The organism is Streptoverticillium olivoreticuli subsp. olivoreticuli, from assembly GCF_003391135.1.
Taxonomy (GTDB): domain Bacteria; phylum Actinomycetota; class Actinomycetes; order Streptomycetales; family Streptomycetaceae; genus Streptomyces; species Streptomyces blastmyceticus.
In genome coordinates this window covers 7,246,825-7,272,088 of the sequence record NZ_CP031455.1, presented here as the reverse complement: position 1 = coordinate 7,272,088, position 25,264 = coordinate 7,246,825, and the positions used below count along the sequence as shown (strand labels likewise).

Sequence of the window (25,264 nt, the reverse complement as noted above, 5' to 3'; positions counted from 1 at the left end):
GTTGTGCGTGCGGACGGCGTCGCGTCAGCCCGCGACGGCCGCTTCGCCGTGCGCGGCGAAGGCGAGCAGGGCGGTGTGCACGCCGTCGCGGATCTCGCGGATCTGGTCGTGGCCGAAGCACTCGGTGCTGTAGGGCAGTTCGATGGCGAGGCGGCCGTCGAAGGAGACGACGCATCCCATCACGGGCCCTCGGCCCGCCTGGGGGTAGTAGTTGTCGCGGACCGGGATGAGGCGTACGTCGGTGAGTTCCAGGCCGCGCGGGGCGGGCGGGGCGGGGACGCGGCCCATGTTGGTCACGATGACGCTGGTGGCCAGCAGGGCGGGGTTGCGGATCACCTGCGCGAGGATGCGCGTCTCGTGGATGAACTCGCGTCGTTCGATGGCTCCGTGCAGGTTGGCGGTGACCTGGCGGCCGAGCTCCAGCGGGTCGGTGTCGTCGGCCACGTCCACGACGTCCAGGCAGGAGGTGACGGCGGGCACCATGACCTCCCGCCGCAGGGGCGGGGTCACGCGGGAGCGGAGGTCGACGGGTGACATGCAGCCGAGCGCCTTGGCGCCGTCGCCGCCGATTCCGTGGCGGACGGCCTTGAGCAGGGCCGCGCTGACGAGTCCGTGCACGGAGACGCCGGTGGCCTTGGAGTGGCAGAGGAGGGCGGTGGTCTCCTCCGGCCGGAGCAGGACGCGCTGGACGGCGACCTTGTGCTCCCCTTGCGGGCGTCGCGTGCCCGCGGCCGCGTAGGGCAGGGCGGTGATGGGGAGGCGCTGGGTCCGCTCGATCCTGCGGGCGAGGTAGCGCTCGGTCTCCTCGGGGTCGGCGGGGGGCAGCAGGTCGGTGGCGGGTGCCGGCCAGTCGTACGTCCCGGTCGCGGGGGCGGCGGCTTCGCCGTCGGCGAGTGCCGCGTAGGTGCGCCACAGCGCGTCGTAGAGGGCTATCGCGCTGTGGCCGTCGGTGATGGTGTGGTCGACGCTCAGGACGACGGTGTGCTCGCTGTCGCCGCGGAGCAGGGCGGCCCGTACGAGTGGGCCGCCGTCCGGCAGCGGGGTGTTGTGCTCGTCCATGAGGGCGGTGGGGCCGCCGGGCCGCACGACGAGGCGGGGCAGGTCGGCCTCGTCCAGCGGCTGGAGGGCGTACGCGTCGCCCTCCCGGCCGATCCGGGAGCGCAGGGAGGGGTGTTCGGCGATCTTGGCGGCGAAGGCGGCGGCGAGGAGTCTCTCGTCGAGGTCGCCGCGAACGGTGCACGAGAGCACGGCGCGGCTCCGCTGGGCGACGTAGAGCGTCTCCGCCGGGCACAACTTGCGGTGCATACCACTTGCCTTTCATGTTTCAGTCTTCAACGGGCCGGAAACACCGGTCCGACGAGGGGATCCGGCCAGATGCTGGCCGAAAATCGATGCTGCGGTGGGGCTTGCACCCGGATCGCCTCGCCCGCTGAAGCGGAATCGCGGTTTCAGTGAAGCGGGATTCCCGCTGTCTTTCAAGAGGCGTCGTACGGGCCCGCGGCGTGGCTTACCTCTCATGACGGTCCGACAGGGTTTCGCTATTCTTTCCCGGACGGAGCCGCTAGGTTGAGGCATTCATCTGATGCCGCGTCAACCAGCTCTTGATGCCTTCCGTACGCGTTCCGAACACCGGAAGTTCGCTCTTTATGCATGCGCCCACGGCAGACCGGAAGCCCTGGTTCAAGGTGATATCAAAGCGGGTTGACCCCTCGTCGGAAAGTCAAACGGAACTTGGAACGATCTTCCCTTGACTGCCCGAGTTCCCCTCATGCAGGGTTAATGACGGTGGAAGGGCCGCCTCGTCGTGGCGCTCTCAAGGCCTACCCAATGCGCCGCGTCCTGCCGTGTTTTTGCGATTCCTTGAGCGCCCGCACACATACCGTTTCCCGGTCGTGGAGCCGATCGCGAGCGCCCGTCCGACGTCGCCCCGCGCGGTGGTCCCGCGGGGCCTTTCTCCGGCAGAAAATTCCATACACCTACTGAGGGTTGGTGCCATGTCTGTTCACGAGGACGCCGGTCGCCCGCTGTCGGGCGCCCAAGAGGGCATCTGGTTCGCCCAGCGACTCGACCCCGCGAACGCGGCCTACAACACCGGTGAGTACGTGGAGATCCACGGACCGGTCGACGCGGAGCTCTTCGAGGCCGCGCTGCGCCGCACGGTCGCCGAGGCGGAGATCTTCGGCCTGCGGATCACCGAGACCGCCGACGGCCCCCGTGGCACCCTGGCCCCCTCCGACGACTGGCCCCTGCACCTCCTGGACGTCAGCACCGAGCCCGACCCGCGCGCGGCGGCCGAGGCGTGGATCGCGGCGGACCTCGCGAAGGCCGTCGAGCTCACCGAGGGCCCGCTGTTCACCCAGGCCCTCTTCAAGGCGGCACCCGACCGCTGGCTGTGGTTCCTGCGGGCGCACCACATCCTCCTGGACGGATACGGCTTCAAGCTCGTCGCCCGGCGGCTGGCCGAGACCTACAGCGCGCTCGTGGCCGGGGAAGAGGTGTCCGCCGCCCCGTTCGCGCCCGCGGGCGCGCTCCTCGACGACGACGTCTCGTACCGCGCCTCGGAGCGCTTCGCGCGCGACCGCGCCCACTGGACCGGGCGCTTCGCCGACGCCCCCGTGGCCGTCGGGCTCACCGAGGCCACCGCGGCGCCGTCCGCGCCCTTCCTGCGCCGCACCACGCTCCTGTCCGCCGCCGAGGCCGACCGGCTTTCGCAGGCCGCGGCGCGGCTCGGCGGCGCCCGGGGCGACCTGCTCCTCGCCGCCACCGCCGCCTACCTCCACCGGGTCACCGGCAGCCCCGACGTGATCCTGGGGCTGGCCACCTGGAGCCGGCTCGGCTCCACCGCCATGCGGATACCCGGCACGGTGTCGAACATCCTGCCGCTGCGCCTGTCCGTGCGGCCCGGCACCACCGTCTCCGAGCTCGTCCGCGCGGTGGCCGAGGAGCAGCGCGCCGTCCGCAGGCACCAGCAGTACCGCGGTGAGGACCTGCGCCGTGACCTGAAGCTGCTGGGCGGCGGGCGGCGGCTGTACGGGCCGGTCGTCAACCTCATTCCGTTCACCAACGAGCTCGCCTTCGGCACTCACCCGACCACCTCGCACCACCTGACGGGCGGTCCGGTCGAGGATCTGCAGATCAATGTGCGGCCGGGTGCCGACGACACCGGCCTGTGGCTCTCCTTCGACGCCAACCCGGCGCTCTACACCGAGGCCGAACTGGCCGACCACCAGGAGCGGTTCCTGCTCCTGCTGGACCGGCTCGCCGACGCCGGCCCGGAGCTGCCGCTCGCGCGCACGACGCTGCTGCGCGACGGTGAGCACCCGGCGTACGTATCCGCCGGTGCCGCCGCCACGGCCGTGACCGCCCCGGCCGACGCGACCCTGCCGGCGCGGTTCGAGGCCCAGGCGGCCCGTACGCCCGGGGCGACGGCCGTCACCCATGAGGGCACCGCACTGAGTTATGCGGAGCTGAACGCGCGCGCCAACCGGCTGGCCCGGTTCCTCGTCGAGCGGGGTGCCGGTCCGGGCCGGATCGTGGCCCTGGCGCTGCCCCGTTCCGTGGAGCTGACGGTCGGCCTGCTGGCGGTGCTGAAGTCCGGTGCCGCGTATCTGCCGCTGGACCCCGACTATCCGGCCGAGCGCATCCGCGCCGTGGCCGAGGACGCCGCTCCGGCGCTGCTGGTGACGGACGCGCGGGTGGCGGCGGGGCTGCCGGGGACCGGGGCCGTCGCCGTGGTCCTCGGTGACGAGGCCACCGACCGTGAGCTGGCCGCGCGTTCGGCCGCCGACCTCACGGACGCCGACCGGTCGGCGCCGCTCACCCCGGCGGACGCCGCGTACATCATCCACACCTCCGGTTCGACCGGGCGTCCCAAGGGTGTGGTGATCCCGCACTCCAATGTCATCCGGCTGTTCGAGACGTCCGCCGCGCACTTCGCGTTCGGACCGGACGACGTGTGGACGCTGTTCCACAGTTACGCCTTCGACTTCTCCGTCTGGGAGATCTGGGGCCCGTTGCTGCACGGCGGCCGGCTCGTCGTCGTGCCGCACACGACGTCCCGTTCGCCCGGGGAGTTCCTGGAGCTGCTGCGCCGCGAGGGTGTCACCGTCCTCAGCCAGACGCCGTCCGCGTTCCAGCAGTTGATCCAGGCGGACCGGGCGGCCGGCGACGGTGGCGGTCCGCTCGCGCTGCGCTATGTGGTCTTCGGCGGCGAGGTGCTGGAGCCCGCGCACCTGCGCCCGTGGCTGGAGCGGCACGGCGACGAGTCGCCGCGGCTGATCAACATGTACGGGATCACCGAGACGACCGTGCACGTCACGTACCAGCGGGTGACGCGCGCGCTCATCGAGGACGGCCGGGCGCGGAGCGTCATCGGCAGCGCGCTGCCGGACCTGCGGGTGTACGTCCTGGACCACTGCCTCCAGCCGGTGCCGCCGGGCTGGGTGGGTGAGATGTACGTCGCGGGTCCCGGTCTGGCGCGCGGCTATCTCGGCCGTCCCGCGCTGACCGCGGAGCGGTTCGTCGCGGACCCCTTCGGGCAAGCGGGCGAGCGGATGTACCGCACGGGCGACCTGGCCCGCCGGTCCGTGGACGGCACTTTGGAGTACGCGGGGCGCGCCGACCAGCAGGTGAAGATCCGCGGGTTCCGGATCGAGCCCGGGGAGATCGAGGCGGCGCTCGTCGCGCACCCCTCGGTCGCGCTGGCCGCGGTCGTCGCCCGGGAGACGGCCGGCGCGGCCGGCCGGATGCTCGTGGGCTACGCCGTGCCCGCGCCGGGGCACGCCCCGGACCCGGCGCAGCTGCGGGCCCATCTGGCCCGGCTGCTGCCCGAGCACATGGTGCCCGGCGCGTGCGTCGTCCTGGACGCGCTGCCGCTGACCGCCAACGGCAAGCTGGACGCGAAGGCGCTGCCCGCGCCGGACTTCGCGGCTGCGGCCGGTGGCCGCGCCCCGGCGACCGCGGCGCAGGCGCTGGTGTGCCGGCTGTACGAGGAGCTGCTGCACCTGCCGCAGGGCACGGTCGGCGCGGACGCCAACTTCTTCGACCTGGGCGGCCAGTCGCTGCTGGCGACCCGGCTGCTGACGCGGCTGCGCGCGGCGACGGGTGCCGAGGTGCCGATGGCCGCGGTGTTCACCACGCCCACCCCGGCGGGGATCGCCGCGCACGTCCCCGAGGACGCCGCGGCGGCCCCGGCCCGGCCGGGGCTGGTGGCCGCCGAGCGGCCCGCGGTGATCCCGCTGTCCTCGGCGCAGCAGAGCATGTGGTTCCTGAACCAGCTGGACACGTCGGCGGCGACGTACAACATCCCGCTGGTCGTGCGGCTGGAGCAGGAGGTCGACCACGAGGCGCTGCGGGCGGCCCTGGCGGACGTCACCGACCGGCACGAGAGCCTGCGCACGCTGCTGCCGCAGACCGACGGGGCACCGCGTCAGGAGGTGTGCGCGGCGGGAAGCGTGCGGCCGGTGCTCCAGGTCGTCGACTGTCCCGAGGAGGAGGTCGGGGCTCATGTGGCGGGTGCCTTGCGGCACGCGTTCGACCTGACGCGGGACATTCCGCTGTGGGCGGGCCTGTACGGCGCGGGGGCGTCCCGGACGCTGGTGCTCGTGCTGCACCACAGTGCTGCGGACGGCTGGTCGCTGCGGCCGCTGGCGGAGGACCTGTCCGCCGCGTACGCGGCCCGCCTCGGGGGCACGGCGCCGCAGTGGGAGGCGTTGCCGGTCCAGTACGTCGACTACGCGCTGTGGCAGCGTGATCTGCTCGCGGCGGCGCCGGATCCGCAGAGCCCGGTGGGGCGTCAGGCGGCGTTCTGGAAGGAGGCCCTCGCGGGGCTGCCGGAGGAGCTGGCGCTGCCGGTCGACCGGGAGCGTCCGCAGGTGCCCAGCCGGCGCGGCGGCGGTCTGGCGGTCGAGGTGGACGCCGGGCTGCACCGGGATCTGCTGCGGCTCGCCGACGACAGCGGCGCGAGCCTGTTCATGGTGCTCCAGAGCGCCCTGGCGGCGCTGCTGACGCGGTGCGGTGCCGGGACGGACATCGCTGTCGGCACGCCGGTGGCCGGGCGCGTGGACGAGGCACTCAACGATGTGGTGGGGCTGCTCGCCAACACGCTGGTGCTGCGCGCGGACACCTCCGGGGACCCGGAGTTCCGTGAGCTGCTGGCGCGGGTGCGGGCGTTCGACCTGGCCGCGTACGACCATCAGGACCTGCCGTTCGACCGGCTGGTGGACGAGCTGAACCCGGCCCGTACCCCGGCCCGGCACCCGCTGTTCCAGGTGATGCTGGCGCTTCAGAACAACACGGAGGCGGTGCTGCGGCTGGGCGGCAACCGGGCGCCGCTGGAGCCGCGTTCGACGGGGACGGCCAAGTTCGACCTGTTCTTCGACGTGGTGGAGCGGCGTGACGCCGAGGGCGCGCCGGAGGGTCTGGCGTGTCATGTCGAGTACAGCGAGGACCTGTTCGACCGGGACACGGCACAGCGGCTGGGCGGTGCGCTGCGCGCGCTGCTGGCGGCCGTGGCCGCGGACCCGGGGCTGCGGATCGGTGCGCTGCCGTCCGTCGAGGCGCGGCCCGCGCCGGGCGGCGCGGTGGTGGCCGGCGGGCCGTTCGACCCGGCGGCGCTGCTGACGGGCGGCGGGATCCGGGACGCGGTGACGCTGCCGTCGGACGGCGGTCGTCCGGTGGTCCTCGCCGTGCCCACCCGCGCGGGGGCGGCCGAGCAGGCGGCGAAGGAGCTGCTGCGCACGGCCGCGGACCCGGCGCGGGCGCCGCGGGTGGCCGCCGTGTCGGACCTGCCCAGGAACGCGGACGGCACGCTGGACACCGCCGCCCTGAACGGGCTGCCGGTGATCGACGCGGAGGCGGCCGGCGTCTGGGAGCGCGCTCTGGCCGCGCTGCCCGGTGTGCGCTCGGCGGCGGTGGAGCTGGAGGACGTGCCGCAGGAGACCGGCCGGCTGTACGTCGGCAGGGGTTCCGCGCGGCAGGCAGCCGCGTCGGACGCCCCGGCCGCGAACGGGGCCGTGGAGGCCGTGCCCGCGCTCAGCGAGGGCCCGCCGCTGCCCGAACTCGCCGTGCACACCTGGGCGGAGGCGCTGCGGCGGGCCGCCGGGGGCGGGGAGCACGCCGAGGTGGTCCATGTGCGCGCCGACGGCACCGAGGCCCGGCGCAGTTACGCCTCGCTGATCGAGGAGGCGTCACGGGTGCTGGGGGGCCTGCGCGCGCTGGGGCTGCGGCCGGGCGACCAGGTGATCCTGCAGTGCGAGGACACCGAGGACTTCCTGGCCGCCCTGTGGGGCTGCGTCCTCGGTGGTTTCGTGACGGTGCCGCTGACCGTGCCGCCGTCGTACGTGGCCGAGTCCGCGCCGCTGGCGAAGCTGGAGGGCGTGTGGCAGATGCTGCACCGCCCGTGGATCGTGACGTCCGCCTCGGGCGAGGCGGGGCTGCGCGACCTGGCGGAGCGGCGGGACTGGCCGGGGCTGCGGCTGACGACGGTGGACACGCTGCGCGAGGGCCCCTCGGACGCCGACTGGCATCCGGCCCGGCCGGAGGACGTGATCCTGATGCTGCTGACGTCCGGCAGCACGGGTCTGCCGAAGGCGGTGCGGCTCACCCACCGCAATGTACTGACGCGGGCGGCGGCCACGGCGGCGATGAACTCGCTGTCGGAGCGGGACGTGTCGTTCAACTGGATTCCGCTGGACCATGTCACCGGTGTGGTGATGTTCCACCTGCGGGACGTCTATCTGGGTTGCCGTCAGGTCCACGCGCCGACCTCGTGGGTCCTTGAGGACCCGCTGCGCTGGATGGACGTCGCCGACCGGCACCGGGCCAGCGTCATCTGGGCGCCCAACTTCGCGTTCGGCCTCGTGACCGAGCAGGCGCACCGGATGGGTGACCGCCGGTGGGACCTCTCGCCGGTGCGGCTGGTGATGAACGCGGGCGAGGTGGTCGTCGCGGCGACGGCGCGGGGCTTCTTGAAGACCCTCAAGCCGTTCGGGATGCCGCAGGACGTCATGCACCCGTGCTGGGGCATGTCGGAGACCTCGTCGGTGGTGACGGACACCGTGCTGCCCGCCGAGGCGCCGGACGGGGAGGAGCTGTTCGTCAGCTGCGGGCTGCCCTACCCGGGCTTCTCGATGCGGATCGTGGACGACGGGGACCAGGTCGTGGCGGAGGGCACCGTGGGGCGCCTCCAGGTGCGCGGCACGACGGTGACCGGCGGCTACCACGACAACGACAAGGCGAACGCCGAGTCCTTCACCCCGGAGGGCTGGTTCGAGACCGGTGACCTTGCGTTCCTGCGCGCCGGGGAGATGTACATCACCGGCCGCGCCAAGGACGTCATCATCGTCAACGGCGTCAACCACTACAGCCATGAGATAGAGACCTGTGTCGAGGAACTGCCCTACGTCGTGCGGAGCTTCACCGCCGCCGTGGCGGTGCGCAGCGACCCGACGGCGAGCACGGACGAGCTCGCACTGTTCTTCCACCTGGAGCCCGGTCAGGACGTGGCGCGGGCGCTGCGGGCGATCCGCGGCAAGGTGACCCGGGAGATCGGGGTCAGCCCGGCCCATCTGGTGCCGGTCGAGGCGGTGACGATCCCCAAGACGGAGATCGGCAAGATCCAGCGGACGCAGCTGCGGAAGCGGTTCGAGGCGGGCGAGTTCGACCGGCCGGCGCAGGCGTCGGAGATCCTGCTGGGCACCTCGGCGACCGTGCCGGACTGGTTCCTGCGCCCGGTGTGGCAGCGGGCTGGGCATCTGCACCGGCCGTCCGGTGCGGCGGGGCACACGCTGGTGCTCGCGGGGCGGCACGCCGCGGCCGCCGGGGTGGCGGAGGCGGTGGCCGCGGGGCTGCGCGCGGCGGGTTCGCTGTGCACGGTCGTCACCGGGGGCGGGGAGTTCGCCCGGGTGGACGCCGCGCGGTACCGGGTCCGCATCGACTCCGCGGAGGACCACGGGCTGCTGCTCGACGCCCTGGCGGCGGACGGGCGGCCGGTGGACACGGTCGTCCACCTGGGTGTCTTCGGTGCCCCGCCGGGCGAGCCCGGCAGCGTCGAGGAGCTCCTCGACGCGCAGCGGGACGGCGCCGACAGCCTGCTGTGCCTGGCGCAGGCGCTGACGGCCCGGCACACCGGCGACCGGCAGGTCGCCCTGTACCTCGTCGGCGCGGGCGGCCACCGGGTGGTGGACGGCGACGGCGTCCCGTACGCGCACGCCGCGGCCGGCGGTCTGCTCAAGAGCCTGCGCGAGGAGCTGCCCTGGTTGCGGACGGCTCGGCTGGACCTGCCCGCCGGGGACGCGCGGGAGACGGCCGCTCTGCTGCTCGCCGAGATCGCGGTGCCGCCGGCCGATGCCGAGGTGGCCTACCGTGACGGCGACCGCTGGGTGCGCCGGCTGGCTCCGCTGCCCGACCCGCTGCCGCGTGCCGCACGGCCGGTCGCCGAAGGGTTCCAGCTGATCAGCGGTGGGCTCGGCGGGGTGGCGGTGCGCCTCGCGGAGCACCTGCTGAAGACGACGCCCGGCACCCGGCTGCTGCTCCTCGGGCGCACCGGGCTGCCCGACGAGCACACCTGGGACGCGCGGGTCGCCGAGGGCGGTGGCCTCGCCCGCCGCATCGCGGCGTTCCGGAGCCTGCGGGAGCTGGGTGAGGTCCGCTACGAGGCGGCCGACATCACCGATCCGGGCCAGGTGCGCGCGGCGGTGGACAAGGCGTCCGGCGAGTGGTCGGTGCCGCTGGCCGGGGTGCTGCACCTCGCGGGCGACTTCGACCAGCGGGCCGTGACCGATTACGGCACCGCGCAGTGGCGGGCCGCGCTGGCCGCGAAGGTCACCGGCGGCTGGGTCCTGCACCGGCTGGCTCTGGAGCTCGGGGCGACGTCGTTCGATTCGTTCTCCTCGGTCAACGGGTTCTTCGGCGGGTCCATGAGCGGTGCCTACTCCGCGGCGAACGCCTTCCTCGACGCCCTGGCCGCGCATCAGCGGCACGCCGGTCTCGACGCGCACAGCCTGGCCTGGAGCATGTGGGACGAGCTGGGCATGAGCGAGGGCTACGGTCTCAAGGCCCTGACGGAGGCGCGGGGTTACCGCGTGCTGGACGCGGCCGGGGCCCTGCGCTCCTTCGACCTGGTGCGGACGCTCGACGAGCCGCACGTGCTGATCGGCGCCGACCGGGGCGCGCCCTGGGTGCGCGGCCACGTGGTGGCCCCGGCGCGTGGTGTGCACCGGCTCGCGGGCCGGGTGGCGCTGGAGGACAGTGCCGATCTCGGTGCCCTGTACCGGGCCGCGGAGGCCGCGGCGCGTGCCTGCGGCGCGGACGGCGCGTGGGTGCTGCGGGCGGCCGGTGCGTCGGCCGTGTCCGCCGGGGGCCCTGCGGACACGGGCTCCGACGGGGTGCGCCGCCTGGAGGAGTCGCTGGCCGCGATCTGGTGCCGGGTCCTGGGCCGTGACCACGTGGGGGTGGAGGAGAACTTCTTCGACCTCGGTGGCCATTCGCTGCTGCTGGTGCGGGCCCAGACGACGGTCAACCAGGAGCTGGGCTGCGACCTGACGGTCGTGGACCTCTTCGGCCACCCCACCGTCAGGGCGCTGGCGAAGCACCTCGCCCGGGCGGGTGTCGGGGCGACGGCGGCCGGCCCGGCCGAGGACGCACCGGCGGCGGCCGCGCCCGCGACCGGTCTGGACCGGGCCCGTCAGCAGGCGGAGCGGCAGCGGGCCGCGCGGGCCCGCCGTACCACCAAGAACACCAAGAACAAGGGGCCCCGCAACGATGGATGAGACAGCAGAGACCGAGTACGGGGCCGATCCGGCCATCGCGGTCATCGGCATGGCGGGGCGCTTCCCCGGAGCCGACTCGGTCGAGGAGTTCTGGGAGAACCTGGCCGCCGGGCGGGAGTCGGTCCGGCCCGTCGGTGACGAGGAGTTCCTGGCGGCGGGCGGCGACCCGGCGGACCTGGACGACCCGGACCTGGTGCGGATGGCGTCCGTCATCGAGGGCATCGACCGCTTCGACTCCGCGTTCTTCGGCTACAGCCCCGCCGAGGCCGAACTCGTCGACCCCCAGCAGCGGCTGCTGCTGGAGAGCGCCTACCACGCGATGGAGGACGCGGGTTACGCGGGCGGCCACGGCGAGCAGCAGGTCGGGGTGTACGCGGGTGCCGGTGACAGCCGGTACTACCCGGGACACGTCCATCCGCGGTTCGCGGGGCAGAGCGCGTCGGTGGCCCTGGTGCACGCGGCGACGAGCAACTCGCTGGGCGCGCTGGCCACCCGGATCTCCTACGAGCTGGGGCTGACGGGGCCGAGCCTGTCGTTGCAGACGGCGTGTTCCACGGCCCTGGTCGCCATCCACACGGCCTGCCAGGACCTCATCGACTACAAGTGCGACGTGGCGCTGGCGGGGGCCGTGTCGCTCAATCCGTCGGCGATGCTCGGCTACCGGCACGTGCCGGGCGGGCCGTTCTCGCCGGACGGGCGCTGCCGCGCCTTCGCGGCGGACGCCGCGGGCACGTCGTCGGGTGACGGTGTGGGCGCGGTGGTGCTCAAGCGGCTGGAGGACGCGCTGGCCGACGGTGACCGGATCCGGGCCGTCGTCAAGGGTTCGGCGATCAACAACGACGGCCGCCGGAAGGTGGGTTTCACCGCGCCGAGCCCCGAGGGGCAGGCCGAGGCGATCCTGGCCGCGCAGGCGGCGGCCGGGGTCGGCGCGGACTCGATCGGGTTCGTGGAGGCGCACGGCACGGCCACCCGGATCGGCGACCCGATCGAGGTGACCGCGCTGACCCGGGCGTTCCGGGAGAGCACGGACGAGCGGCAGTTCTGCGCGCTGGGGTCGGTGAAGACGAACATCGGTCACCTCGGCGCGGCCGCCGGGATCGCCGGGTTCATCAAGTCCGTGCTGGCCCTGGAGCACCGGCAGATCCCGCCGAGCCTGCACTTCGACGCGCCGAACCCGCTGATCGACTTCGCTTCGGGCCCCTTCCGGGTGCCGACGGAGCTGGAGGACTGGGAGGCCGGCGCACAGCCGCGCCGGGCCGCGGTCAGCGCCTTCGGCGTCGGCGGCACCAACGCCCACGTCATCCTGGAGGAGGCGCCGCCCACGGACTCAGGGACGCCCCGCGAGGACGAGGAGCCGCGCTGGCGGGTGCTGCCGCTGTCGGCCCGTACACCGGCCGCCCTCCAGGGGCAGGCGGGCAATCTCGGGCGGCACCTGGCGGCCCGCCCGGACCTCGCTCTGGCCGAAGTCGCCCACTCGCTGCGGACGTTCCTGCCCGCGATGCCCCACCGGGCCGCGGTGGTCGCCCGGACCACCGCGGACGCGGTACGGGTCCTGGGTCACCCGGTGCCCGTGCGACCGGAGGTGCGGGACGGCAGCGCCCCGGCCGTCGCGTTCCTGCTGCCGGGCGGCGGCACACAGTACGTGGGGATGGGCGCGGAGCTCTACCGCGACCACCCGGTCTACCGGGACGCCGTCGACCGCTGTGCCGCGATCCTGCGGCCCGTCCTGGGCCGCGATCTGCGGACGGCGCTGTACGAGCACGCCGACCCCGGCAGCGTCGACGCGTTCCTGGCACTGGTCGTCACCGAGTACGCCCTCGCCGTGACCCTCATGGAGCAGGGGGTGCGCCCGGACGCGCTGATCGGGCACTCGCTGGGCGAGTACACGGCGGCCACGCTGGCGGGGGTGATGTCCCTGGAGGAGATGCTGCCGCTGGTCGCCGAGCGGATCCGGCTGATCGCCTCGGCGGGCGGTGCCACCGTCGGGGTGGCGCTGGGCGAGGAGGAGCTGCGCGGCTATCTGACCGCCGACCTGTCGCTGGCCGCCGTCAACGGTCCGGCGGCGTGCACGGTCGCCGGGCGGGAGGAGGCGGTGGCGGAGCTGGAACGGCGGCTGCTGGCCGACGAGGTGACGTTCCGCCGGCTGCGGATGCCGGCCGCCGCGCACTCCCATGTGCTCGACCCCGTGCTGGGCGCTTTCGAGGACGCGCTGGCCACGGTCACGCTCCGGCCGCCGCGGATCCCGTTCGTCACCAATGTGACGGGCACGTGGATCACCGACGAGCAGGCGACGAGCCGTGGGCACTGGGTCGACCACACCCGGCGGACCGTGCGGTTCGCCGACGGGATCGCGTCGGTGTGGGAGCGCGGCAACCCGCTGCTCGTGGAGATCGGTCCGGGCGACGTGCTGGCCAAGCTGGCCGCGGCCCGGCTCGGCGACGAGCCGCCGGTGACGGTGGCGACGATGCGGCACGCCAAGGCGGAGCGCCCGGACGGCCAGGTGCTGGCGGAGGCGCTCGGCCTGCTGTGGACGGCCGGTGCCGAGGTGGATCTCACCGCGGCCGGTGACCCGGTGGAGGCGCGGCGTGTGCCGCTGCCGGGCTATGCCTTCGACCGGCGGCGGCACTGGATCGACGCGCCCACGGCCCGGCCCCGTACGCGCACGGAGGACGACGCGGCCCCGGCTCCGGGCGCTGCGCGGGTTTCCGGGCGTGCGCCGCGGCCGCCGCACCTGGCGGCCGAGTACGTCGCCCCCCGCACCCCGCTGGAGCGGACCGTGGCCGGGCACTGGGAGGAGGCCCTGGGCATCGACGGGATCGGCGTCCACGACAACTTCTTCGACCTCGGCGGCGATTCCATGCGGGCCGTGATGCTGGCGGGCCGCATGCGCACCGCCTCCCGGCTGGACATCGCGGCCGCCGCCCTGCTGTCGTCCCCCACCATCGCGGGGGTTCTCGACGGGGTGGGGCGCGCGGGGGCCGGGAAGGACGCGTTCGCCCCGCTGCTGCCGCTGCGCGCCGACGGCGATCAGCGCCCGCTGTTCTGCGTGCACCCCGGCGGCGGCATCGGCTGGCGCTACTCCGGGCTGCTGACGCACCTGGGCGGGCGGCAGCCGGTGTACGGCATCCAGGCGCACGGCCTGGACGGTGCCGGTGCCCCGGCGGCCGACGCGAAGGAGATGGTCGACTCCTATGTCGGGCATCTGCGCGAGGTGCAGCCCGAGGGCCCGTACCGGCTGCTGGGCTGGTCCTACGGCGGCGCCGTGGCCCATGCGATGGCCACCGCGCTCCGGCGGGAGGGCGAGCGGGTGGAGCTGCTGGCGATGATGGACGCCCCGCTGATGCACGTCGAGCCCCTCACCGAGGAGCAGGCGGAGCACCAGGTGGCGGCCCTGCTGCTGCGCGTCGCGGGGCTCCGGCCGCCGGAGGGCGGAACCCTGGACGTCTCCCGGGCGCTCGCCCTGCTCGGCGAGGCCGGCACGGCCGCCGTCTCCCTGGAGGAGGCCACCCTGCTCGCCGGGGTCATGCGCAACAACCTGCGGATCGCGCCCGGTTTCGAGCCGGAGGTCTTCGACGGCGACGTGCTGTTCTTCACGGCCGCCGGTGACCCCGAGGCCCCGGCCGGGGCCTCGGACGCCATGGCGAAGGCCGAGGAGTGGCGCGCGTACGTCAGCGGCACGGTCGAGGACCACCCGGTGGCGTGCGGCCACTACGAGATGACCGAGCCGGAGCCGCTCGCGCGGATCGGCGCGGTCCTCGCGGACGCGCTCCGGCCGTCCGCGGGCTGACGCCCCTCCACGCACCACAGCACCGACGCACAGCGAGGAAAGGTAGAACCGTGCGCAGTCCGTTCGAGGACCCCGGCCAGGGTGAGGAGTCGCACCTGGTGCTCACGAACGCGGCCGGGGAGCACTCCCTGTGGCCCGCTTTCGCCGACGTACCGGAAGGCTGGACGGTCGCCCTGCCGGCGACCGGTCACCGTGCCTGTCTCGACCACCTGGAGCGGGCCGCCGCCTGCTCGCCCTCCACCAGCACGACCGAGCACACCGCCGGTCTCCGTCCCGAACCGTCAGGAGCCCCCCAGTGACCGAGGACCTCTACGAGCTCGGCGACGCGCCCCCGTTGGGGCAGGCGCCCAAGCGGATGTACGCGTCGCTCATCCGGCCCGAGCGTTACGGCATGCCCATCGACGCCTTCCGCACGGAGGTCGTCGACGTGCCGGAGGTCGGGCGCGGCCAGGTGCTCATCAAGGTGATGGCCGCCGGTGTGAACTACAACAACGTCTGGGCCGCGCTCGGTGACCCGGTCGACGTCGTCGCCACCCGTCAGCGGCGCGGTGCGACGGAGGACTTCCACATCGGTGGTTCGGACGCGTCGGGCATCGTGTGGGCCGTCGGCGAGGACGTGCGCCACGTCTCCCTCGGCGACGAGGTGGTGATCCTGGCCAATCAGTGGGACGAGAGCGCCGAGGACATCCGGCTGGGTGCCGACCCCTCCACCTCCTCCTCGCAGAGCGTGTACGGCTACGAGGAGAACTACGGCTCCTTCGCCCAGTTCACGGTCGTGGACGAGTACATGTGCCACCCGAAGCCGAAGCGGCTGTCCTGGGCGGAGGCCGCGTGCTACATGGCGACCGCCGCGACCGCGTACCGCCAGCTGTTCGGCTGGGACCCGCACACCGTGCGGCCCGGTGACCCGGTGCTGATCTGGGGCGGTGCGGGCGGCCTGGGCTGCATGGCCATCCAGCTGGTCCGGCGGGCGGGCGGCATACCCGTCGCGGTCGTCTCCAGCGACGAGCGCGGTGAGTACTGCGTCGAGCTGGGCGCCAAGGGCTATATCAACCGGCGGGACTTCGACCACTGGGGCCGGTTGCCGGACACGTCCGACGACGCGGCCATGGAGGTGTGGCTCAAGGGGGCGCGCGCGTTCGGCCGCCGCTTCTGGGAGGTGCTCGGCGAGCGCAGGGCGCCCCGGATCGTCCTGGAGCACTCCGGTGCGGACACCATCCCCACGTCCATGTACCTGTGCGACAACGCGGGCATGGTCGTCATCTGCGGTGGCACCACGGGCTACAACGGCGATGTGGACCTGCGGTTCCTGTGGATGCGGCAGAAGCGGCTCCAGGGGTCGCACGTCTCCAACGCCCGTGAGGCGCGCGAGGTCACCGAACTCATCGGTCAGGGCCTCATCGACCCCTGCCTGTCGCTGACGCTCGGCTTCGACGAGATCGGCAAGGCGCATCAGTTGATCCACGACAATGAGCACCCTGCGGGCAACATGGCGGTGTTGGTGAACGCGACCGCCTGACCCCTCCGGGGCTCCGCCCCGGACCCGTGCCCGGGTGCGGGGCGGTGGGCGATTGTTCCCCACCCCGCCCCTTCCCGAACTGGGGCTTCGCCCCAGACCCCGAAGCACGCTTCGCGCGCTGTCCTCAAACGCCGGACGGGCTGAAATCAGCCCGTCCGGCGTTTGAGGACAAGCGGCGCAGCCGCTTCAGGGGGGCCGGGGTCTCCCCGGTTTCGGGAAGGGGCGGGGCTGGGGAACAAGCCCACGTGAACGCGGCGCCTGCCACATCGTGGGCCCGTACCTCCACCACCCGCTCCGGGACGTCGCGCGGCCACGCGCGGAAGCCGTCGCGCCCCGGCCGCAGGCCGATGTCCAGCAAACGGGACGGCGCGTCGCCCCCGAGCGCCTTGAACGCCGTCTCCTTCGCGGAGAACGCGAACAGCAACTGCCGCACCGACCCCGCCATCCACACACGCTCGTCCTCCGACAGGACCAAGCGCGCCGCCTCCACGGGCAGTCCGCGCAGTTCCAGGTCGCACCCCAGGGCACGGAAGCGGGAGGCCGGAGCGGCCAGGGCCACGGCCAGGCCGCCGGAGTGGCTGATCGAGCCGACGCAGCCTTCCGGGAAGACCGGGCGACGCCCGTCGTGGAGGATCTCCCCCACCGGAAGGCCGGCGGCGCGCAGCGCGCGCCGTGCGGCGCGGCGTCCGGCGAGGAAGTCCCGCCGCCGGAGCGGCGGCATCGCGGACGCCGACTGTGTCTCCCCCGGCCCGAAGGGCCGCCCCGGGCCGTCGGCGACGCCGAGCGCGACGCCGGAAGCGGCGAGGACCGGCCGCAGGGAGAGCAACGCGCGCTCCACCCCGGACCGGTCCCCGGGCCCCGGCGCCGCCGCGTCACCCACGCAGCAGCTTCTTGACGATCTTTCCGGCCGGGTTCCTGGGGACCTGGTCGATGAATTCGATGCGCCGGGGCCGCTTGTACGGGGCGAGCTGCTCCGCGACGTGGCGCAGCAGCTCGGCGGTGCCGGTGCCCTCGTCGGCGACGACGTAGGCGAGGGGGACCTCGCCGTAGTCGGGGTCCGGTGTGCCGATGACGGCGGCGTCGTGGACGGCCGGGTGAGTGCGCAGGGCTCGTTCGATCTCGGTCGGGTAGACGTTCTGCCCGGCGCGGATGATGAGGTCCTTGCTGCGGTCGACGAGGTGGATCAGGCCGCCGCGGTCGATGTAGCCGAGGTCCCCGGTGCGGATCCAGCCGTCGACGGTGATCTCGGCGGTGGCCTCGTCGTCGTCCCAGTAGCCGCGCATGACGCCGGGGCCGCGGACGACGATCTCGCCGATGGTGCCGGGCGCCGCCTCCTCGCCCTTGTCGTCGAGGGCGCGGGCGGACATGCCGGGGACGACCCGGCCGGCGGGGATCAGGTCGGGCACGGCGTCCGGTGCGGGGTGCTCCTCGGGGCCGAGGGTGACGAACGGGCCGCCGACCTCGGTCATTCCGTAGACCTGGCGGAAGCCGCAGCCGAGACGTGCGGCGGCCTCGGTGTAGATGTCGACGGGCATGGGCGAGGCGCCGTAGAGCACTTCGCGCAGGGTCGACAGGTCGGTGCTCTCCATGGCCTTCGCCTGGAGCAGGAAGCGGAGCATCTGCGGGACGAGCCAGATGTGGGTGGCGCGATGCTTCTCGATCGCGGCGAGCGCGGTCTGCGGCTTGAAGCCCGGCATGAGGACGACGGTGGCGCCCGCGGCCATGTAGGTCAGGGAGACGACCATGCTGCCGTGGTAGAGCGGGCAGCAGTTGACGAGGACCATGTCGTCGGCGGGCCGGGCCACGGCGAGCCAGCCGAGCGCGATGGCCCGGAAGGACGCGTGGTCGACGGTGACGCCCTTGGCCTGGCCGGTGGTGGCCGAGGTGTGCAGGATCGCGACGGGGGTGTCGTCGGGGAGGTCGGGCAGCTCCGGGAGGGCGATGCCGTCGGCGCCCAGGGCGGCGAACTCCTCGCTCTCCATGGCGATCCGCAGCCGGACCGGCAGGTCGGGGTGGCGGTCGAGCAGCGCGGCCTCGCCGATGACGGCGACGGCTCCGGTGCGCTGGGCGATGCCGGTCACCTCGGCGGGGGTCAGGCTGTGGTTGAGGGGGACGAAGAGCGCGCCGAGGCGGGCGAGCGCGAAGTACGTCTCCATGACCTCGACGCGGTCCAGGGAGAGCACCGCGACGCGGTCACCTCGCCGGATGCCGAGACCGGCCAGCCCGCGGGCGAGCCGGCCGGTCCGGTCGTCGAACTCGGCCCAGGTGACGGAGCGGTGCTCGTCCACCAGGGCCGTCCGGTCGGGGAAGCACTGGCGGTTGCGCTCCGCCAGCTGGGTCAGCCACATCACGAGCCGTTCGGCTGCGCGGCGGCCCCGCCGCGGGTGGCGACGAAGCGCTCGTAGTCCGCGATGGTGGTGAGCTGGTCCATGTCCTCGGCGGTGACCTCGGCGCCGGTGCGCTGCTCGATGAGGAGGACCAGGCGCACCAGGTCGCCGGAGTCGATGCCGCTGGCGCTGAGGTCGGCGTCGTCGCTGATGCCGTCGGCGAACTCCGGCGTGCCGGTCAGCTCGACGAGCATCTCCCGTACGGTGCTCATGCGTTTCCCTTTCGTCGCGGTGCCGCCGCTGTTCGGTGAGCGGTGTGCCCGCTGATAGAAGAGTCGGCCTCGCCGCTCCGCTCTCCCTGCCGCTTTCGTGATCTTCGTCACGGCTCCGGGTCGGGCCCGCGGGGATGGAACTCCCCTGTCCCGTACTCCTTATGTCTGGAGGCACCGTCGCCTCCGGCAGTCGAGGACGAAGGAGTGAGCGAGGTGCTCTCAGGGTGACGACCACCGACGCGAGCGGCGAAGAGGGCTTCACCGAGCACTTCGAGGCGCTGCTGGCCGCCGACGAGCGGATCGAGCCTCGGGACTGGATGCCGGACGGCTACCGGCGGATGGTGCTGCGGCAGGTCGCCCAGCACGCGCACTCCGAGATCATCGGCATGCAGCCGGAGGGCGCCTGGCTGACCCGCGCGCCGTCGCTGCACCGCAAGGCGAGCCTGCTGGCCAAGGTGCAGGACGAGGCGGGTCACGGGCTCTATCTGTACTCGGCGGCGGAGACCCTGGGGGTGTCGCGCGCCGAGCTGCTGGACGCCCTGCACGGCGGGACCCAGCGCTATGCGGCGACGTTCAACCACCCGGCGCTGACGTGGGCGGACACCGGGGCGATCGCCTGGCTGACGGACGGTGCGGCCGTGGTCAACCAGGTGCCGTTGTGCCACACGTCGTACGGGCCGTACGCGCGGGCCATGCGGCGGGTGTGCCAGGAGGAGGCGTTCCACGTCCGGCAGGGCTACGACGTGCTGTGGTCGCTGTGCCGGGGGACGCCGGAGCAGCAGGAGATGGCGCAGGACGCGGTGAACCGCTGGTGGCTGCCCGCGGTGGCGCTGATGTTCGGCCCGCCGGACACGACGGCGGGCGGCGCGGACGACCGTACGGCGGCGATGGGTGCCGCGGTCAGCAGGCGTTCGATGGCGTGGGGCATCAAGCGGCACACCAATGACGAGCTGCGGCAGCGGTTCGTCGACAACTGCGTGCCGCAGGCCGAGCGGCTGGGTGTGACCCTGCCGGACCCGGCGATCCGGTGGAACGAGGAGCGCGGGCACTACGACTTCGGCCCGATCGACTGGCGGCTGTTCCGGGAGGCGCTCGCGGACAACTCGCAGTGCGCCCGGCAGCGGCTGGCGCACCGGGTGGCGGCGCACGAGGACGGTGCCTGGGTGCGGGAGGCCGTCGACGCCTACGCGGCGGGCCGGTACGAGGAAGGGCAGAGCGCATGAGTGAGCGGACCGCGCGGGTGCAGACTCCGTGGGAGGTGTTCATCCGGCCGCGCCGCGGCCTGTCCCACCAGCATGTGGGGTCGGTGCACGGTGCCGATGCCGACATGGCGCTGGCCAACGCCCGGGACCTGTACACCCGGCGGGGCGAGTCGGTGTCGATCTGGGTGGTGCGGTCCGACGCGGTGCGTGCGTCCTCGCCGAGCGAGAAGGACCCGCTGTTCAGCAACGCCGCCGACAAGCCGTACCGGTACCCGGAGCACTACGTGGCCCTGAACGAGGGGGGCAGCCATGACGGTTAGCCGTACGGGGGAGCGGACGCGGGACGTCGCCGCGTACGCGCTGCGGCTCGGTGACGACGCGCTGGTCCTCAGCCAGCGGCTGTGCGCGTGGGTGACGAACGCGCCCACCATCGAGGAGGACCTGGCGATCTCGAACATCGCCCTGGACCTGCTCGGGCACGCCCGGACCCTGCTCGCGTACAGCGGTGAGCTGGACGGGACCGGGCGCAGTGACGACGACCTGGCCTACGGCAGGACCGAGCGCCAGTTCCGCAACGCGCTGCTGGTGGAGCTGGACAACGGCGACTTCGCGGTGACCATCGCCCGGCAGCTGGTGTACGCGCAGTACGGGCTGCTGCTGTGCACGGCGCTGGCGGGGGCGGGGGACGCGGGTCTGGCGGGCTTCGGCGCGCGGGCGGCCAAGGAGCTGGAGTACCACCGGATGCACGCCGCGCAGTGGACCGTGCGGCTGGGCCGGGGCACGGCCGAGAGCCACCGCCGGATGCAGGCGGGGCTGGACCGTGTCTGGCCTTACGCGGGTGAGCTGTTCGAGGCCGACGAGCTGGTGGAGCGGCTGGACGCCGACGGCACGGCGGTGGCTCCGGCACGGCTGCGGGCCGACTGGGAGCGGGAGGTGGCCGGTGTCCTGGCGGACGCGGGGCTGACCGTGCCCGCGCCTTCGTGGCATGCGACGGGCGGGCGCTCCGGGCTGCACACGGAGGCGTTCGGCCCGCTGCTGGCCGAGTTCCAGTCGGTGCGCCGGCAGTATCCGGGGGGCAACTGGTGAGCGCCGCGATTCGGTTGGCGGCCGACGAGGTACGGGCGCGGGTGAACACCGTGCCGGACCCGGAGCTCCCCATGATCACCCTGGCCGACCTGGGGGTGATCCGCGCGGTGGAGGCGGCGGGGGACGGCACGCTGGAGGTCGTCATCACGCCGACCTACATGGGCTGCCCCGCGATGCCCGAGATCGAGGCCGGGATCCGCCGGGTGCTGGCGGACTGCGGGCATCCCGACGGGCGCGTGCGGCAGGTGCTCTCGCCCGCGTGGACGACCGACTGGATCAGCGCCGAGGGCCGCCGCAAGCTCTCCGAGAGCGGGATCGTGCCGCCGGGTGCCGCCGGGGCGCCGCTGCCGGTCCGGCTCGGTCTTGGGCTGCCGTGCCCCAACTGCGGCTCCGTGGCGACCCGTCCGCAGAGCGTGTTCGGGGCGACCCGCTGCCAAGCCGTCCTGGTGTGCACCGCGTGCCAGGAGACCTTCGCGCATCTGAAGGCGATGTGACGACCGTCATGACGACATCGGTGACGACCGCGACGACCGCGACGGCGCCGCACGCGGCCGGGTGGTACCGGCTGCGGGTGACGGAGGTGGAGCGGCTGTCCGGCGAGGCGGTGGCGATCCGCCTGGGCGTACCGGACCAGCTGGCCGATGTCTTCGCCCACCGTGCCGGGCAGCACGTGGCCGTCCGGCACCTCCCGGACGGCGACGGCGGGCCGGAGCTGCGCCGCAGCTACTCCGTCTGTCTGCCGCACGGGGAGCGCTCCGGGCTGCGCCTGGTCGTCAAGCGCCTGGGGCCCGGTGGCTTCGCGGAGTACGCCACGACCCGGCTGGCGGTCGGCGACAGTCTCGAAATCGCGCCTCCGACGGGGGGTTTCGGGCTGGTGGACCACCCGGGCGCGCACCATGTGCTGGTCGCGGGCGGCAGCGGCATCACGCCGCTGCTGAGCATGGCGGCGGCCGCGCTGCGGGACGACCCCCGGTGCCGGGTCTCGCTGGTCCACGCGAACCGGACGGCGGCGTCGGTGCTGCTGGCGGACGAGCTCGCCGACCTCAAGGACGCCTACGTCGACCGGTTCTTCGTGCTGCACGTGCTCTCCCAGGAGACCCGGGAGGCGGAGCTGCTCTCCGGCCGGATCGACAGGGTGCGGCTGACCAAGCTGCTGGCCCTGCTCGGCGCCGAACCGGACGACGACGGGTTCTTCTATCTGTGCGGCCCCTGGGGGCTGGTCGAGTCGGTGCGCGAGGCGCTCACCTGCTGGGGGGCCGACCCCGCGCGGGTGCGCTTCGAGCTGTTCTCGGCCGGCGACGGGCCCGCGGAGGCCGCCGGCGGTGACGTCGAGGGGCGGCAGGGGCGGATCACCGCGCGGCTCGCCGGGCGGACCACCGTGGCCACCATGGGCCCGGACGACCGGGTGGTGCTGGACGCCGTGCTCCGGGCCCGGCCGGAGACCCCGTACTCCTGCCGCGACGGGCTGTGCGGCACCTGCCGGGCCAAGGTGGTCTCCGGCTCGGTGCGGATGGACCGGCAGTACGCCCTCGGCGAGGCCGAGCTGGCGGGCGGCTACACCCTCGCCTGCCGGGCCCGGCCGGAGTCGGACGAGGTCGGGCTCGACTTCGACGCCTGAACGGCCGCGCGGGCATCTCCGCACCACCACGCATCGACGACTACACCGACATCGACACTCAGAGACACGTGAGGACAGCGAACCATGGGCAGGCTTTCGGACAGGACCGCACTGGTGACCGGCGGCAGCCGGGGCATCGGCAGGAGCATCTCGCTGCGGCTGGCCCGGGACGGCGCCCTGGTGGCCGTCCACTACGGGCACGACGCGGCGGCCGCCGCGGAGACCGTCGCGCGGATCGAGACGGCGGGCGGCAAGGCGTTCGCGTTCCAGGCCCGGCTGGGTGTGAGCGGGGACGCCGTCGCGCTCTGGGAGGCGTTCGACGCGGGCCTGGCGCGGTACGGCGCCGCGCCCGGCCTGGACATCCTGGTCAACAACGCCGGCATCACCCTCCCCAAGCCGATAGCCGCCGTGAGTGAGGAGGAGTACGACCGGGTCTTCGCCGTCAACGTCAAGGCCCCGTTCTTCGTGATCCAGCAGGGGCTGGGCCGGCTGCGCGACGGCGGCCGGATCATCAACATCTCCTCCGGCGTCACGCGGATCGCCGTCCCGCACATCGCCGCCTATTCGATGACCAAGGGCGCGATCAACACCCTCACCCTCACCCTGGCCCAGGAGCTGGGCGCGCGCGGGATCACGGTGAACGCGGTGGCGCCCGGCTTCGTCGACACGGACATCAATCCGACGCTCAAGGACCCCGAGGTGCGGGCGCGGTACGCGGCCGTCTCCGCCTTCGACCGGGTCGGTGAGCCCTCCGACATCGCCGACGTGGTGGCCTTCGTCGCGAGCGACGACGCCCGCTGGGTCACCGGGCAGTACCTGGACGCGACCGGCGGTGGCCACCTGGGCGTGTGACCCACCGGTCACCGAAGCACGGGCCGGGGCGCGGCGCCGGGACGCGACCGCCGCCGCCTGCCCGGGAGACCCCGCGGCGAGCGGACCGCACCGCCCGCCGCGGCCCGAGCACCTTCCCTCAGCCCTCCGCCCTCCGCCACCGGCCGGCGGGGCCCCTGTTCGAGGAGACCCCCATGACTGACAGCACGCTCACGCCCTCCGCCGAGGACGAGGACTCCCTTCTGGAGTTCGACGGGACGACCCCGTACGAGGACTACGTCCACGCGTCGGTGCTGACCTCTCTCCAGCAGCCGCTCTCCGACGACCCCGGGGAGATGGCCTTCCTGGTCACGACCCAGGTGATGGAGCTGTGGTTCACGCTGATAGTCCACGAGTGGCGCACCGCCCGTGACTCCCTGATGAAGGACGACCTGGAGCGGGCCATGGAGGCCCTGCGCCGGAGCCTCGGCTCGCTCCAGGCGCTCAACGACGCGTGGCGGCCGATCGCGTCGCTGACCCCGGCCCAGTTCAACGGCTTCCGGTCGGCGTTCGGCGAGGCGTCCGGGTTCCAGTCGGCGATGTACCGGCACATGGAGTTCCTGCTGGGCGACAAGTCCCGCTCGATGGTGCAGCCGCACCGCGGTCACCCCCGGGTGCACGCGGAGCTGGAGGACGCCCTGACGCAGCCGTCGCTCTACGACGAGGCGCTGGGCTATCTGCACCGGCGGGGGCTGCCCGTACCGGAGCAGGTGCTGGAACGGGACCGCACCGTGGCCTACCAGGCGGACGCCGGGGTCGAGGAGGCCTGGCGGCAGGTCTACGCGGGCCCGCAGAGCGACCCGCTGGTGGCGCTGGGCGAGGCGCTCACCGACATCGCCGAGCTGGTGCTGCGCTGGCGCAGCGACCATCTGCTGGCCACCCGCCGGGCGATGGGCGCGAAGACGGGCAGTGGCGGCTCCCCGGGCGTGGCGTTCCTGGAGAAGCGCGCCGCCCGTTCCGTTTTCCCCGAGGTTTGGACGGCTCGCAGCTATGTCTAGGACGATTTCCGATTTCGCGGCCGAGGAGGAGCGCCGGGTGCTTGGCCTGCGGCCGGTCCTCGCGCCTTCGCACCACAAGTACGGTGAGCACCCCAACCAGGTGTACGACCTGTGGCCCGCGGAGGATCCGGACGCGCCGCTGGTGATCCTGCTGCACGGTGGCTACTGGCGGTACGACCGGATGCATCTGACGCCGTTCGCCGCGCACTTGGCGAGGAACGGCTTCACGACGGTGCTGCCGGGGTTCCGCCGGATGGGCGGCGCGGGCGGCTATCCGGCCACGTTCGACGACATCGCGCTGCTGGTGGACACGATCCCGGCGGGGCGGCCGTACGTGCTGGCCGGGCACTGCTCGGGCGGTCACCTGGCGCTGTGGGCCGCCGCGCGCGGGCTGCTGCCCGAGGACTCGCCGTGGTTCACCGAGGAGCTGCCGACGGCGGTGCTGGCGCTCGCACCGATCACCGATCTGGCCGCGACGATCCGCGAGGGCCTGAGCAACGACGCGGGCCTCGAACTGATCGGCCCCGCGGAGCGGGTGGAGTCGCTGCTGCCGCTGGTGGACCCGCTGACGATGCTCCGCGGGCCGGGCACGACCGGTGTGCCGACGGTGGTGCTGCACGGCGAGGTGGACGAGGAGCTGCCGCACGAGCAGTTCACCGGCTATGTGGCCGTGCACTCGGACGCGGAGCTCGTGACCCTGCCGGGGACCGGGCACTACACGCTCATCGAGCCGGGTTCGCAGGCGAGCCGGTCGGTGGTCGACACACTGCACCGCATGTCGCGTCCCTGGCGCTCGTAACCGCACCGTCCCACAAC

Annotated in this window: 16 protein-coding genes; 12 read left to right on the top strand and 4 right to left on the bottom strand. The window is 73.6% G+C overall.

What is annotated here, in order from left to right:
* Positions 1-24 precede the first annotated feature (24 nt).
* Positions 25-1,305, bottom strand: coding sequence for a phthiocerol/phthiodiolone dimycocerosyl transferase family protein (locus tag DXZ73_RS31560; RefSeq protein ID WP_116214384.1), 1,281 nt, complete (start codon positions 1,303-1,305; stop codon positions 25-27).
* 689 nt (positions 1,306-1,994) lie between these two features.
* Between DXZ73_RS31560 and DXZ73_RS31555 the strand changes: the two genes are divergently transcribed.
* Genes DXZ73_RS31555 through ccrA form a run of 4 tightly spaced genes read left to right on the top strand, consistent with a single transcriptional unit; the run spans position 1,995 to position 16,075 of the window.
* Entirely contained in the window at positions 1,995-10,769 is an 8,775-nt protein-coding gene (locus tag DXZ73_RS31555; RefSeq protein WP_116214383.1) for a non-ribosomal peptide synthetase, read from the top strand.
* Positions 10,762-14,556 (top strand): type I polyketide synthase, encoded by a 3,795-nt coding sequence (locus tag DXZ73_RS31550; RefSeq protein WP_116214382.1) that lies wholly within the window; start codon positions 10,762-10,764, stop codon positions 14,554-14,556. Before DXZ73_RS31555 ends, DXZ73_RS31550 begins: the two co-directional genes overlap by 8 nt.
* Before the next feature lie 50 nt (positions 14,557-14,606).
* Positions 14,607-14,855, top strand: coding sequence for an MbtH family protein (locus DXZ73_RS31545; protein WP_116214381.1), 249 nt, complete (start codon positions 14,607-14,609; stop codon positions 14,853-14,855).
* A 56-nt stretch (positions 14,856-14,911) separates the two neighbouring features.
* Positions 14,912-16,075 carry a crotonyl-CoA carboxylase/reductase gene (gene ccrA / locus DXZ73_RS31540; RefSeq protein ID WP_116215991.1) on the top strand — a complete coding sequence of 388 codons (1,164 nt, stop codon included), beginning with the start codon at positions 14,912-14,914 and terminating at the stop codon, positions 16,073-16,075.
* A gap of 124 nt (positions 16,076-16,199) precedes the next feature.
* On the opposite strand, the gene DXZ73_RS31535 is transcribed toward ccrA, so the two are convergent.
* Genes DXZ73_RS31535 through DXZ73_RS31525 form a run of 3 tightly spaced genes read right to left on the bottom strand, consistent with a single transcriptional unit; the run spans position 16,200 to position 18,674 of the window.
* On the bottom strand, positions 16,200-16,955 hold the full coding sequence (locus DXZ73_RS31535) for an enterobactin synthetase (RefSeq protein WP_116214380.1): 756 nt from the start codon (positions 16,953-16,955) through the stop codon (positions 16,200-16,202).
* Complete coding sequence (locus DXZ73_RS31530; RefSeq protein ID WP_116214379.1) at positions 16,948-18,423, bottom strand: class I adenylate-forming enzyme family protein; 1,476 nt, start codon at positions 18,421-18,423, stop codon at positions 16,948-16,950. Before DXZ73_RS31530 ends, DXZ73_RS31535 begins: the two co-directional genes overlap by 8 nt.
* Positions 18,423-18,674 carry an acyl carrier protein gene (locus DXZ73_RS31525; RefSeq protein WP_116214378.1) on the bottom strand — a complete coding sequence of 84 codons (252 nt, stop codon included), beginning with the start codon at positions 18,672-18,674 and terminating at the stop codon, positions 18,423-18,425. The genes DXZ73_RS31530 and DXZ73_RS31525 overlap by 1 nt, the downstream gene beginning before the upstream one ends.
* A gap of 161 nt (positions 18,675-18,835) precedes the next feature.
* Here DXZ73_RS31525 and paaA point away from each other — a divergent pair, with 161 nt between their 5' ends.
* From paaA to DXZ73_RS31485, 8 genes are all read left to right on the top strand, one after another.
* Positions 18,836-19,897 carry a 1,2-phenylacetyl-CoA epoxidase subunit PaaA gene (paaA, locus tag DXZ73_RS31520; RefSeq protein WP_116214377.1) on the top strand — a complete coding sequence of 354 codons (1,062 nt, stop codon included), beginning with the start codon at positions 18,836-18,838 and terminating at the stop codon, positions 19,895-19,897.
* Complete coding sequence (gene paaB, locus DXZ73_RS31515; protein ID WP_116214376.1) at positions 19,894-20,196, top strand: 1,2-phenylacetyl-CoA epoxidase subunit PaaB; 303 nt, start codon at positions 19,894-19,896, stop codon at positions 20,194-20,196. Before paaA ends, paaB begins: the two co-directional genes overlap by 4 nt.
* Positions 20,186-20,962 carry a 1,2-phenylacetyl-CoA epoxidase subunit PaaC gene (paaC, locus tag DXZ73_RS31510; RefSeq protein WP_116214375.1) on the top strand — a complete coding sequence of 259 codons (777 nt, stop codon included), beginning with the start codon at positions 20,186-20,188 and terminating at the stop codon, positions 20,960-20,962. The genes paaB and paaC overlap by 11 nt, the downstream gene beginning before the upstream one ends.
* Positions 20,959-21,456, top strand: coding sequence for a 1,2-phenylacetyl-CoA epoxidase subunit PaaD (gene paaD / locus DXZ73_RS31505; RefSeq protein WP_116214374.1), 498 nt, complete (start codon positions 20,959-20,961; stop codon positions 21,454-21,456). Before paaC ends, paaD begins: the two co-directional genes overlap by 4 nt.
* A gap of 8 nt (positions 21,457-21,464) precedes the next feature.
* Positions 21,465-22,580, top strand: coding sequence for a 2Fe-2S iron-sulfur cluster-binding protein (locus tag DXZ73_RS31500; protein WP_116215990.1), 1,116 nt, complete (start codon positions 21,465-21,467; stop codon positions 22,578-22,580).
* Positions 22,581-22,664: 84 nt separating this feature from the next.
* Positions 22,665-23,432, top strand: a complete 768-nt coding sequence (locus DXZ73_RS31495; protein WP_116214373.1) for an SDR family oxidoreductase — start codon at positions 22,665-22,667, stop codon at positions 23,430-23,432.
* Positions 23,433-23,605: 173 nt separating this feature from the next.
* Entirely contained in the window at positions 23,606-24,448 is an 843-nt protein-coding gene (locus tag DXZ73_RS31490) for a tryptophan 2,3-dioxygenase (protein ID WP_116214372.1), read from the top strand.
* Complete coding sequence (locus tag DXZ73_RS31485; RefSeq protein WP_116214371.1) at positions 24,441-25,247, top strand: alpha/beta hydrolase family protein; 807 nt, start codon at positions 24,441-24,443, stop codon at positions 25,245-25,247. The genes DXZ73_RS31490 and DXZ73_RS31485 overlap by 8 nt, the downstream gene beginning before the upstream one ends.
* The last annotated feature ends 17 nt before the right edge of the window (positions 25,248-25,264 follow it).